The 11,587-nt window shown below is 68.5% G+C and carries 10 protein-coding genes; 6 read left to right on the top strand and 4 right to left on the bottom strand.

What is annotated here, in order from left to right; genetic code table 11:
• Positions 1 to 68 precede the first annotated feature (68 nt).
• Both CEK65_RS13345 and CEK65_RS13340 read left to right on the top strand, forming a co-directional pair.
• The gene (locus CEK65_RS13345; protein ID WP_152182038.1) at positions 69 to 1,568 is read left to right on the top strand and encodes a YadA-like family protein; all 1,500 of its coding nucleotides are present in this window, start codon (positions 69 to 71) and stop codon (positions 1,566 to 1,568) included.
• 132 nt (positions 1,569 to 1,700) lie between these two features.
• The gene (locus CEK65_RS13340; RefSeq protein ID WP_226977922.1) at positions 1,701 to 2,534 is read left to right on the top strand and encodes a CDP-diacylglycerol diphosphatase; all 834 of its coding nucleotides are present in this window, start codon (positions 1,701 to 1,703) and stop codon (positions 2,532 to 2,534) included.
• A gap of 88 nt (positions 2,535 to 2,622) precedes the next feature.
• Here the strand turns inward: CEK65_RS13340 and CEK65_RS13335 are convergent, their stop codons facing one another.
• The gene (locus CEK65_RS13335; protein ID WP_152182043.1) at positions 2,623 to 3,318 is read right to left on the bottom strand and encodes a hypothetical protein; all 696 of its coding nucleotides are present in this window, start codon (positions 3,316 to 3,318) and stop codon (positions 2,623 to 2,625) included.
• A 390-nt stretch (positions 3,319 to 3,708) separates the two neighbouring features.
• Between CEK65_RS13335 and CEK65_RS13330 the strand changes: the two genes are divergently transcribed.
• On the top strand, positions 3,709 to 5,568 hold the full coding sequence (locus tag CEK65_RS13330) for an amidohydrolase (RefSeq protein ID WP_193314787.1): 1,860 nt from the start codon (positions 3,709 to 3,711) through the stop codon (positions 5,566 to 5,568).
• 342 nt (positions 5,569 to 5,910) lie between these two features.
• On the opposite strand, the gene CEK65_RS13325 is transcribed toward CEK65_RS13330, so the two are convergent.
• The 3 genes from CEK65_RS13325 to CEK65_RS13315 are packed head-to-tail and all read right to left on the bottom strand — an operon-like array spanning position 5,911 to position 9,375.
• Positions 5,911 to 7,458, bottom strand: a complete 1,548-nt coding sequence (locus CEK65_RS13325) for a pseudouridine synthase (protein ID WP_152182037.1) — start codon at positions 7,456 to 7,458, stop codon at positions 5,911 to 5,913.
• Positions 7,451 to 8,410, bottom strand: coding sequence for an SMC-Scp complex subunit ScpB (scpB, locus tag CEK65_RS13320; RefSeq protein WP_152182036.1), 960 nt, complete (start codon positions 8,408 to 8,410; stop codon positions 7,451 to 7,453). The genes CEK65_RS13325 and scpB overlap by 8 nt, the downstream gene beginning before the upstream one ends.
• A 23-nt stretch (positions 8,411 to 8,433) precedes the next feature.
• Entirely contained in the window at positions 8,434 to 9,375 is a 942-nt protein-coding gene (locus CEK65_RS13315; RefSeq protein ID WP_010342676.1) for a ScpA family protein, read from the bottom strand.
• 373 nt (positions 9,376 to 9,748) lie between these two features.
• Between CEK65_RS13315 and CEK65_RS13310 the strand changes: the two genes are divergently transcribed.
• From CEK65_RS13310 to CEK65_RS13300, 3 genes are all read left to right on the top strand, one after another.
• Positions 9,749 to 10,048: a YciI family protein gene (locus tag CEK65_RS13310; protein WP_152182035.1), complete on the top strand. Its 300-nt coding sequence runs from the start codon at positions 9,749 to 9,751 to the stop codon at positions 10,046 to 10,048.
• Complete coding sequence (locus tag CEK65_RS13305) at positions 10,045 to 10,329, top strand: BolA family protein (RefSeq protein ID WP_152182034.1); 285 nt, start codon at positions 10,045 to 10,047, stop codon at positions 10,327 to 10,329. Before CEK65_RS13310 ends, CEK65_RS13305 begins: the two co-directional genes overlap by 4 nt.
• A gap of 234 nt (positions 10,330 to 10,563) precedes the next feature.
• Positions 10,564 to 11,577, top strand: coding sequence for a LacI family DNA-binding transcriptional regulator (locus tag CEK65_RS13300; protein ID WP_152182033.1), 1,014 nt, complete (start codon positions 10,564 to 10,566; stop codon positions 11,575 to 11,577).
• Positions 11,578 to 11,587: the final 10 nt, after the last annotated feature.

Here is an 11,587-nt window from a genome sequence, read left to right as displayed (position 1 = left end):
CTTAGGTCGACAGCGCGGGTCGCCCTGGGCAATGGCGCGTGAGGGGGCGATAAGGAAACGATCCGGCCGTGGCCAACGCCGTGGCACTGGGCAAGGCGGCCACGGCCAGCGGCGGCGACAGCCTGGCGCTGGGTGCAGGCGCAGCGGCGGCGCAGGCCGGCGCCGTGGCGCTGGGCAGCGGCAGCACCACGGCCGCGGCGGTGGCGACCACCGGCGGGACCCTCAACGGCACCGCCTACACCTACGCCGGCACCAAGCCGGGCAGCACGGTGAGCGTGGGCAGCGCCGGCCACGAGCGGACGGTGACCAACGTGGCCGCCGGCCGCGTGTCCGGGACCAGCACCGATGCGGTCAACGGCTCGCAGCTGTATGCCACCAACACCGAACTGGGCAAGCTCGACGATGCAGTCAAGGGTATCCAGGGCGGCGACGGTGTGAAGTACCTGCGGGTCAATTCGACGGGCAGCGATAGCGTCGCGACCGGCACCGACAGCGTCGCGATCGGCCCCGATGCGGTCGCCAGCAATGCGAAGGACGTGGCGATCGGCTCGGGTACTCGTACCGTGGAGACCACGGCGGTGAGTTCCACAACGCTCGGTGGCTCCAGCTACAACTTCGCCGGCAGCGCGCCGGTCGGTGCGTTCAGTGTCGGCGCGGTGGGGGCGGAGCGGCAGATTCAGAATGTGGCCGCAGGCCGTCTGAGCGCCAGCAGCACCGATGCGGTGAACGGTTCGCAGCTGTATGCCACGAATCAGAAGGTGCAGGACAACTCCAATTCGCTCTCCACGCTACAGAGTTCGCTGACCACGCTCGAGCAGTCCATTGGCGGCATCTCCGGAAATCCCAGCAAAAGCGGCAGCGGCAGCGTCAGCCCCGCCAGCGATGGCAGCAATGGCAGCAACGGTTCGAGCGCCTCATCGGCGACGAACGATGGGTTGGTCGTCGTGGGCAATGACGGCACCTCGGTCGCGGTTGGGCCTACTGCGTCGGCCAAGAGCGCCAGCACCACGGCGATGGGCAGCAACACCACGGCCAGTGGCACGAACGCGACGGCGGTGGGGGCGGATGCGGTCGCATCAGGTGCGGGTAGCGTTGCCGTAGGCAAAGGCGCCACTGCCACGGAGTCCAACAGTGTTGCCATGGGGCAGGGCTCGGTCGCCGACCGTGCCGACACCGTCTCGGTCGGTTCGGCGAGCAACCAGCGCCAGATCACCAACGTCGCCGCCGGCACCGAACGCACCGATGCGGTCAACCTGGGACAGTTGCAGGATGGCTTGGACAGCGTAGAGGACTGGTCGCGCGCCTACACCGACTCCCGCGTGGATCAGGTGGATCGGCGCGCCAGCGCCGGCGTGGCCGCGGCGATGGCGATGGCCAGCCTGCCCCAGGCGTATCAACCGGACCAGAGCGCGGCGGGCGTCTCGTTGAGCTCGTTCCGTGGCGAACAGGCGATCGCGTTCGGCGTTTCCACGATCAGCGGAAGCGGCCGCTACCTGTTCAAGGTCAACGCCAGCGCCACCACGCGCGGCGATGCCGGCGTGGCCGTCGGCGCGGGTGTGGTCTGGTAACAAGCACCGCTGGCGCCGGCCGGACGCCTCTGTGTCGGCCGGCGCTTCCTTTCATTTTCCTGGTCACAAGCGCGTCCGAGGACGCGTTTCTTTTTGTCGGCTGCGTACGCGGCTGTGGAAGAGAAGTCGTAGATGAGCAGATCCGGATATCGCGCCTTCGGCATCGTGGCGCTCGCTTTGATGTGGCTAGGGACCGCACTGGCGATATATCGCCATCATGCCAATGCCTTGTGGCATCTCGTCCACCGGCGCTGCGAGGTCAGTGCGCGGGGCTCCGGGGTGCCGGCGCCGTGCCGGACCCTGGACCCTGCGCAGGGCTATGCTCTCCTGCAGGACGAGCGCGGCCGAGCGCATGCCTGGCTGGTGCCGACCCGCCGCATCATCGGAGCCGCCAATCTCGCGTTGCAGCGCCAGGACACGCCGAACTACTTCTGGCTGGCATGGCGGGCCCGTGGCGTGCTGTCGGATTTGCTGGGTGCGCCGGTTCCGGATACTGCGGTGGCCGTCGTGGTGGATGCGCAGACGCTGCCTTCGCAGAACCAGTTGCACCTGCACATCGCCTGTCTGCGCGCGGACATCCGTGAGCAGTTGGCGGTGGCAGGCCCGTATTGGGATGCACACTGGAACGGATATTGGCTAAAGGGCCGTCGCTACTACCTGCGGACGCTGAGCGAGGCGGAACTGGCAATGCGCAGCCCGTTCCTGCGCGTGGCCGAGGAGTTGCCCGGTGCCAGCGGCAACCTGGAACGCTACGGGCTGGCCCTGACCGTGCTGCAGGACGGCCGGTTCGTGTTGCTGGCGCTGCCGCGCACCTTGCTGGGCCGGGGCGCGAACCTGGGAGCGGCGCGCGTGCTGCAGGACGACAATTGCGCGACCGCAGGTACGCGCAGTTTTCCCGCATCCTGGTACTCGAACGTGATGCGGCCAGGCGGTCATGCTCGTGTGGAGCTGGCAGGCGAGAGATAGCGGCGCGGTCGCCGTTCGGTTGCGCGGCATGTACGTGTTGCCGCACAGGCAGCGGCCAGCGCGGCCGCTGCGCCGTGCAGCAAGCCCATCACTGCTGCGCGAACACCCAGGCCAACTGGCCGCGTACCGGCTCGGGCGTCGCCAGGGCCTGGCGGTACAGGGTCCGCGCCGTCCAGCAGGCGTCCTCGTCGCTGGCCTTGGCGATCTCCGGCAGCACCCGCATCAGGCGCTGCTGCTGGTCGGCGGGCAGCGACTTGACCAGGGTGCCCATCGCCGCCTGGATCTGCTCCTGGCTCACCGGCTGCGCCGGGGTCTTGTTCAACTCCGCGTCGGTGGCCTTCAGCGAGACCTCGAACCAGCGGTCGATCTGCGCCTGCGGCAGCTTTTCCAGGCCCGACAGCATCGCCGCGCTCAGCGCCTGCGCATCGTTGGGGTTGCCGCCGCGCGCCAGCACGGCGCACTGCGGTACGTCGACCTTGTCGCTGACCTGCGACAGGATCTGCAGGCGCTGTTCCAGCGTGGCGTGGTCCAGTCGCGCGATGCCGTTCTGCGCCAGTTGGAAGCCGGCCTGCTGCGCTTGCGGGCCGCTCTGCTTGAGCAACGCCACGTAGCGCGGGTCGTTGGCCAGCTTGCGCAGCATGCGGTCGAACGGCGCGTGCAGCGGCGAACTGGCCGGGTAGGGGTTCTGCGCTGCGGCGATCTCTTCCTGGGCCTTCTGCTGCGCCTTCTGGCAGGCGCCGAGGCTCAGTACGCCGGCGATCAGCAGCGGCAGGGCGATCTTCATCTTCCGTGTCATCGGGAATTCCTGGTCGGTGAGGGCGGCCACCCGCGGCGGCCGCCAGATGCGCCAGGATATCGGCTTCGCATCAGGCGTGCATGCGAGCGCCTGATGTCGGATTCGGCGGAGCAGCGGCCGGTGCTTCCGGCAAGAGACGCTGGCGGCCGCTGCGTTTGCCTGCGGTCGTAGACGACGCGCCCGATTTCGCGTCCGATCCGTCGGATATAGTCGAATCGGATGGTGAATGCGGTGGTGGCGGGTTCAATGCCTGCGAGGTGCTGCAGCGTATCCTCGCTGGTGCCTGCGTATGCTCAACGCCGTCTGGGTGAACTGCACCGCTGCCTTCGCGGCCAGTCGCGGTTTCGAGTGCCTTGACACGACCTGAAAGGAATTGCCATGTCCGAGCGTCTCTCCTTCGGTTGCGCGTGCTGCAGTCCGCACATGCTGCCGGTCTACCAGCACGATCACGATACGTGGCAGGACGTGCTCGAGACCGTCGCCGAGCGGTACGGCCGTGACCGCAGGCTAGTGGAGCCAGTGATCTTTCATGGCGGTCAGATCTATCCGGATCCCGAGCGTCCGGAACTGTGTGTGGAAGCGATCGGCATCGCAGACGGCAAGGTTATTGCCACCGGCACGCTCGCACATGTGCGCGAGGCGATGCGTCCATATGCGCAGACCGAGCAGATAGAGCGGGCGCTCAAGGGCGATCAAACGCTGCTGCCCGGCCTGATTGATCCGCATGCGCATCTGATCACCAGCGCGTTGATGACCACCTGGGCGGATCTGTCGCCGTTCGATGGTCAAAACTTGAATGCGAAGTACACCCGGGGCGAGATCCGCAAACGGCTGCAGCATGCGGTCGAAAAAGCGGACGCGGATCCGGCACAGCAAGGATGGGTCAAGGGATTCGGCGTGGATCCGTCGTTGATGGTGCATTGGAAAGATATCGATGTGCATTTTCTGGACGACATCAGCACCAAGGTCAAGATCTTCCTGCTCAATGCATCCGGACACATCAGCTATGCGAACACGCCCGCCTTGAAGGCGGCGGGACTGGACCCGGAATCTACGAAAGGCGTCCTGACCGAGCAGCAATCCCAGGCCGTGCTGCAGAAGATGCCCCAGGTCAAACCAGTGGACATCCTGGAGGGATTGATGAAGGTGTTCCAACAGGCGAACGCGTGCGGCATCACCACAGTGTTCGACGCGAGTATCGGCTTGATCGCCGGTTCTGCCGAAATCCCCATGATGAAGGCGCTGGCGGCGACTCCGGCGATGACGGTCCGGGTGGGAGGCGCACTCTATGGCAACAGCAACGATCTGATGACATGGGTCAATTGCTTCAAGCCGGAGTTGTCGAGCGTTGCCGATAGCCTGTTCACGCTGCGCGCGATCAAGCTTATCGCCGACGGCTCCAACCAGGGGTTGACCGGCTTCCAGAGCGTGCCTTACGACTGTTGCGATCGGCATTTTGTGCCGGGCGTGGGTGCCTACGGCCTGTTCAACTTCGATCCTGTGCGCAAGCTGGCGGACGTAATGGCAGTAGCCACAGCCGCCGGTTGGCCGATCCTGACGCATGCCAACGGCGACGAAGCCATCGCCAACGTGTTGGCCGCGTACCAATTGGCGCTCAGTACGGTGCCGCCTCCGCCGCCGCCCAAGCGGCCATTCCCGACGCCGCCGGCATGGGCCGAGCAGCGCCACCGGATCGAGCACGCATCGCTGCTCCACGATGAGGCGATCGGACTGATGCGGCGGATGGCGATTTCGCCGAGCTTCCTGATCGGACACGTCGGCTATTGGGGCAAGGCGTTCAAGGAGACCATCCTCGGCTCAGAGCGCGCGATGTTGCTGGATCGCACCGCGTCGGCCTTGCGTGCGGGATTGCGGATCAGCCTGCATAGCGACCACTTCGTGACACCGTTCGGTCCGTTGCGTTGCATGGAACAGGCGATCGGACGCGTCATGGAGGCGGTGGAACTCACCGGCCCCAACGCGTCGGAAAGCGCAGTGCTGAATCGAGAGGAGCGCCTGGACGCGAATCAGGCATTGCGGGCGGTGACGATCGACGCGGCCTGGCAATGCCATCTCGATCACCAGATCGGCTCCTTGCTTCCAGGCAAGCAGGCTGACCTGGTGATACTGGAGGAAAATCCGTTGCGGTGGAGCGCCGTCAACGCCACCGGCATGCGCGACATCGCGGTGTGCGAGACCTGGGTGAACGGTAGCAAGGTGTTTCCGCTTCCGCGTTGAGTCCGATGCGCCTGGCACTGGTCGGAGCGCCTAGCCGTTGCAAAGCGAAACGGCTCGTGAGTTGCAGACAGGCTCGCCGCGCGCGCCGTGACGGCAGCGACGCGCAGGCCTGACAGAGTCAGTGGTGTCGACCGCTAGCGGCACAACTGCTGCCGGCGACGGTCACGCTGTCGCGCGCTTTGCTATGCGGTGCGCGTGTGGCGTGCCCGGTGCCGACGGCGGGGTCCGTCGAAGGGCGCGCGGCTGCAGAGGCCATCGAGCGGCCCCCGGGGTTCCGATCCAGGCGCCCACACCGCAGGCGCCATTGAGAGGGCGTGGCTTGCGACCACGCCGTGTCGCGACTCAGCCGCCGCGCGGACCGCGGTTGCCGCCGCCGCCGGGACGGCCGCCGCCACCCGGAGGACGCCCGCCGGCCGGGCGGTTGCCGCCGCCGGGGCGTCCGCCCGGACCCGGGCCGCGCTTCTGGCCGCCGGCCGGGCGCGCGGCGCGCGGCGCGGCGCCGTAGGGATTGAAGCCGGGGGTGGCGTGGTCGGACGGGAAGCTCGGCGCGTTGCCCGGATGCCCGTAGGGGTGCGCCTTGCGCTGCTGGCCCTGGCCCTGACCGCGGCCCTGGCCGGCGCCGGCACCAGCGCCGGCACCGGCCGGACGCGGCTTGGCGTAGGGACGCCCCTGGCCCTGACCCTGGCCACGACCGCCGGGACCGGCGTTGCGGTGGCCGGTCGGGCCGGTGCTGACGCCATCGGGCACGTACCAGGTGCGGAACGCGGCGGGGTTGCCGTCCGGCAGCGGCTTGGGGCCCTTCGGGGCGCGCTGCTTGAACGGCTTCTGCGCCTGCTTGGCGGCCATTTCGCCGCTCACGGTCAGACCGCCGTGCGGCTTCTTGCCGCCGCGGCCGCGGCCGCGGTCCTCGCGGAACGTGTCGAAGCGGCGCAGCTCGCGGCCTTCGTCGGCGGTGTTGTGACCGTTGACGTAGGCATTGCCGCCGCGGCCGACCTGCACGGTGGCCTTGGCCGCCTTGCGCTGGCCGATCACCGGCTGCAGGGTCAGCGCCGACGGGGTGCCTTCCTCCAGCTTCAGCTCGGCGCGCAGCGCCTCGACCTTGTCCTGCGCCAGTTCCATCGAGTGCCCGCGCAGCAGTTCGCGCGGCAGCGCGATCTTGCCGTAGCGGGTGCGCTTGAGCCGGCTGACCTGGCAGCCCTGCGATTCCCACAGGCGCCGCACCTCGCGGTTGCGGCCTTCCTTGACCACCACCCGGAACCAGTCGTGCGAGTCGGTGCCGCCGATGCGTTCGATCTCGTCGAACTTGGCGCCGCCGTCCTCCAGCAGCACGCCGCGCGAGAGCCGCTCGATCATGCTGTCGGGCACGGTCTCTTCGCCTTCCGGGGCGCGCACGCGCACCACGTACTCGCGTTCGATCTCGTAGGAGGGGTGCATCATCGCGTTGGCCAGCTCGCCGTCGGTGGTGAGCAGCAGCAGGCCGGTGGTGTTGATGTCCAGGCGGCCGATCGCGATCCAGCGCGCGCCCTTCAGCGCCGGCAGCGCCTCGAAGATGGTCGGGCGGCCTTCGGGATCTTCGCGCGTGGTCACTTCGCCTTCGGGCTTGTTGTAGATCAGCACGCGCGAGGGCTCGGTCAGCGCGCTGGCGACGAAGCTGCGGCCGTCCAGCTCGATCTTGTCGCCGCTGCGGATCGACATGCCGGTCTGCGCGACCTCGCCGTTGACCTTGACCAGGCCGTCGGCGATGCGCTGTTCCAGCGCCCGGCGCGAGCCCAGCCCGGCCTGGGCCAGGACCTTGTGCAGGCGTTCTTCCAGTTTCGGCTGCTCGGCGGCAGCGGCGTCGCGCTTGAGCGAGAGCTTGTTCAACGACAGCTTGCGGGAGGTGTCACTCATTTACTTGGCTCCGGCCGGCGCGTTGCGCGTCGGCCTGTGGTTCGGAATCGGCATCGTCAACAGCCACGGTCGTCGTCGCGACGGCGTTGTCTTCGGCTTCGTTCGCATCCGCCGCGCGCTCTCCCGGCGCGGCTTCGGGTTCGCCCGTCGGGGCGGTCGTGGAATCCGTGGCCGTCGGCGCGTGGGCGTCGTCGGTCGCGGGGGTGTGCGGTGTTGCGGTGTCGCTGGTGTCGGTGTCTGTGGCCACGGCCGCGTCCGCCTGCGCCGTCGCGGCAGGCTCGGCGGGTTCGCCGGCGGCTGCGGCCTGCGCCGTGGTGTCGCCCTGGTCGCCCTGATCGGCGGCCTCGCCCGGCGCGGCATCGGCCTGGGCCATGTCGCCGACCGGCAGCGCGTCGCGGTCCAGCGGCAGCTGCGGTTCCAGTTCGCCGATGTCCCTGAGTTCGGACAGCGGCGGCAGTTCGTCCAGGCGCTTGAGCCCGAAATAGTCCAGGAAGGTCTTGGTGGTGCCGAACAGCGCCGGCTTGCCCGGCACGTCGCGGTGCCCGACCACGCGGATCCACTCGCGCTCTTCCAGCGCCTGGATGATGTTGCTGCTGACCGCCACGCCGCGCACCTGCTCGATCTCGCCGCGGGTGATCGGCTGCCGGTAGGCGATCAGCGCCAGGGTCTCCAGCGTGGCACGGGTGTAGCGGGTCTTGCGCTCGGTCCACAGCCGCGCCACCCAGGCGTGCACGTCGCTGCGCACCTGATAACGGAACCCGGAGGCCACTTCCACCAGTTCCACGCCGCGGCCCTCGCAGGCCTCGCGCAGCAGTTCCAGCGCGCGCTCGATGCTGCCCGGCGGCGCGGGTTCCTCCTCCGGGAACAGGCCGTGCAACTGCGCCAGCGGCAACGGCTGGTTGGCGGCGAGCAGGGCGGCCTCGACGATGCGGTTGATCAGCGCTTGATCCATGCGGGGGCGGGTTCTCGGTGGACTCAGGTGGTGGCGTCGGCGGCGTCGCTGTCGTCGAACTCGCTGTTGAACTGCAGCGGCGCATTGGTGTTGCCCAGCGCCAGCGATTTGACGTAGATCGGTGGCATCGGCGGCCGCTCGGTGGCCTCGGCGGGAACGTGCGCCAGCGGCTCCTGGACGATGTCCAGCAACTGCTCCTTGGCCAGTTCCAGCAGCGCCAGGAAGGTGACCAGCACGCCGAGCTTGCCTTCCTCGGCACTGAACAGCGATTCGAAACGGTGGAACTTGCCGTCGTCCAGACGGCCCAGCACGTCGCCCATGCGCTGGCGCACGCTCAGCGCCTCGCGCTTGATCGCGTGGCCGCTGAACAGTTCGGCGCGCTTGAGCACGTCGTACAGCGCCAGCAGCATTTCCTTCAGCTCCACCGGCGGCGGCAGCTTGACCGCGGCACGGTCCGGCACGTGGGCGTGCACCGGGGTGGTGTCGCGGTCCTGCCGCGGCAGCGCGTCGATGTCCTCGGCCGCCTGCTTGAAGCGTTCGTACTCCTGCAAGCGGCGGACCAGTTCGGCGCGCGGGTCCACTTCCTCGCCGTCCTCGGCCGGCGGCCGCGGCAGCAGCATCCGCGACTTGATCTCGGCCAGGATCGCGGCCATCACCAGGTATTCGGCCGCCAGTTCGAAGCGCAGCTCCTGCATCACGTTGATGTAGTCCACGTACTGCCGGGTGATCTCGGCGACGGGGATGTCCAGGATGTCCAGGTTCTGCCGGCGGATCAGGTACAGCAGCAGGTCCAGTGGGCCTTCGAACGCGTCCAGGATCACTTCCAGCGCATCCGGCGGGATGTACAGATCCTGCGGGATCTGCAGCACCGGCTGCCCATGCACGACCGCCAGCGGCATTTCCTGCTGCTGTGGCGGGGTCGTCTGGGTTGGCGGGTTCGCGTCGAGCGCGAGTTCGGAAGTCATCGGTTGGACATCGGTGTTGCGGTGGCGAAGGGCCGGGCAGGCGCGACCCGGCGCGGCTCCTTGCCGACAGTGCTGCGGTTCAAGGGCGCGTCGTCCCCGCAACGCGCTCGGTACTTCAACAAGACACACGACGCACGCCACGCGTGTCGCGGCGGCGGGACCTACGGAGGAGGACGTCTGCGCGGGCGGTGTCAGGCAGCGAATCGGTCGTCGGAAGGGGCTTGGGGTCGCCGATCACCGACGGGCCGCTGCATCCGGCCGCGTGCAATGGGACCAAGGGTAATGCGCCGGCGGGGTCGGTGTCCAGCGCCGCCGCGCCGGGCCAGGTCCTACAATGCCATGTCCATAGAGAAGGTATGAGGGCGGAGACGCGATGTGGTACGTGATCGAGGGGTACGACGTGGCCGATGCGCTGCCGCGGCGGGCGGCGGCGCGGCCGGCGCACCTGCAGCGGCTGACCCAGTTGCAGGAGGCCGGGCGGCTGTTGCTGGCCGGGCCGTGCCCGGCGATCGACGCCGAGGATCCGGGTCCAGCCGGCTTCAGCGGCAGCCTGGTGGTGGCCGCGTTCGACTCGCTGGCCGAGGCGCGGGCCTGGGCCGAGGCCGACCCGTATGTCGACGCCGGCGTCTATGCGCGGGTCGAGGTGCGGCCGTTCCGCAAGGTGCTGCCATGAGCCAGGTCGGCGCCGAGCGGGTGGCGCGGATCCGCGCCGCGCTGGAGGCGGCGTTCGCGCCACAGGCGCTGGAGGTGGAGGACGACAGCCACCGTCATGCCGGCCACGCCGGCGCGCGCGATGGCCGCGGACATTTCAATGTCCGCGTGGTCAGTGCGGCCTTTGCCGGCATGGCGCCGCTGGCCCGACACCGCGCCGTCTACGCGGCGCTGGGCGAGATGATGCAGACCGATATTCATGCGCTGTCGATCCGCGCCGAGGTGCCGGGCACGGGCGGCTGACACCCGCCGGCGACGGCTGCCGCCGGTCCAAACAGGGGTGTGCACCCCGGGAAAAAGCGGAATCTGCACCTGGATTATGCTGCATTGCGGCACGATTCCGACCGGTTTCTCATTATTCAAGTGACTGAAAAATAAGGCGTTTATTGTAAAAATAACAAAGGGCTTCTGCCTCGCGCTGAAAACGATTACAGTCCGCGCCAGTTTCTCAAGGTCTCTGCCGCGGAGGGCGGCACGATGGCGAAGAGCGCGGTTACCATCAAAGACGTCGCACGCGAGGCCCGGGTTTCCGTGGCCACCGTGTCGCGTGCGCTCAACGGCCACGAGAACGTGGCCGCGCCGGTGCGGACCCTGGTCCTGGAAGTGGCCGAGCGCCTGCGCTACAGCCCGCATGCGGCCGCGCGCAGCCTCAGCAGCCGCCGCACCCAGACCCTGGGCGTGGTGCTGCCCGACCTGTACGGCGAATTCTTCTCCGAACTGATCCGCGGCATCGACGGCGCCGCCCGCGCGCGTCGCCAGCACCTGCTGGTGTCCAGCTACCACGGCGACCCGGAAGAGCAGGGGCGGGCGCTGCGGGCGATGCGCGGCCGCGTCGACGGCCTGCTGGTGCTGTCGCCGTATGCCGAGCGCCCGGGCTTTCTCACCGACAACCTGCCGCAGGCGTTGCCGACGGTGTTGATCAACACCCACCTGCCGGGCACCGAATATCCTGTGCTGAGCATCGACGACCACGCCGGCGCGGTGGCGATGACCGAGCACCTATTGGCGATGGGGCATCGCCGCATCGCCTTCATCGGCGGTCCGGAACTGAACTTCGACGCGCGCGAACGCCTGCGCGGCTTCCGCGACGCCGTGGCACGCCATTCCGGCGAAGCGCATGGCCAGGAGTTCCCGGGCGACTTCGACGAAGCCTCCGGCTATCGCGCCGGACAGGCGATGCTGCAGGCCGGCACGCTGCCCGATGCGGTGTTCGCCGCCAACGACATGACCGCGCTCGGCTGCCTCTACGCCTTCACCCAGAGCGGCGTGCGCGTGCCCAACGACATCGCGTTGGCCGGCTTCGACGACATTCCGCTGGCGCGTTTCGTTCACCCATCCCTCACCACCATGCGCGTCAGCATCGCCGGGCTTGGTGAGCAGGCGATGCACCGCCTCCTGCAATTGATCGATCGGCCCGACGCGGACGACCGGCAGCGGCAGACCCTGGTTCCTACGTTGGTCGTGCGCGATTCCAGCACGGCCCGTTCCTGATGCGACGCAC

It is taken from the genome of Xanthomonas sp. LMG 12459 (assembly GCF_009192905.1).
Classification (GTDB): Bacteria; Pseudomonadota; Gammaproteobacteria; order Xanthomonadales; family Xanthomonadaceae; genus Xanthomonas_A; species Xanthomonas_A sontii.
Note: the sequence above shows the minus strand (reverse complement) of the source record. Positions and strands in the feature narration are given on the sequence as shown.

Coding starts and splice junctions, on each gene's coding strand:
- CEK65_RS13305 (WP_152182034.1), top strand. CDS start 10,045: ATGAGCCAGGTCGGCGCCGAGCGGGTGGCGCGGATCCGCGCCGCGCTG.
- CEK65_RS13315 (WP_010342676.1), bottom strand. CDS start 9,375: ATGACTTCCGAACTCGCGCTCGACGCGAACCCGCCAACCCAGACGACC.
- CEK65_RS13335 (WP_152182043.1), bottom strand. CDS start 3,318: ATGAAGATCGCCCTGCCGCTGCTGATCGCCGGCGTACTGAGCCTCGGC.
- CEK65_RS13340 (WP_226977922.1), top strand. CDS start 1,701: ATGAGCAGATCCGGATATCGCGCCTTCGGCATCGTGGCGCTCGCTTTG.
- CEK65_RS13310 (WP_152182035.1), top strand. CDS start 9,749: ATGTGGTACGTGATCGAGGGGTACGACGTGGCCGATGCGCTGCCGCGG.
- CEK65_RS13325 (WP_152182037.1), bottom strand. CDS start 7,458: ATGAGTGACACCTCCCGCAAGCTGTCGTTGAACAAGCTCTCGCTCAAG.
- CEK65_RS13330 (WP_193314787.1), top strand. CDS start 3,709: ATGTCCGAGCGTCTCTCCTTCGGTTGCGCGTGCTGCAGTCCGCACATG.
- scpB (WP_152182036.1), bottom strand. CDS start 8,410: ATGGATCAAGCGCTGATCAACCGCATCGTCGAGGCCGCCCTGCTCGCC.
- CEK65_RS13300 (WP_152182033.1), top strand. CDS start 10,564: ATGGCGAAGAGCGCGGTTACCATCAAAGACGTCGCACGCGAGGCCCGG.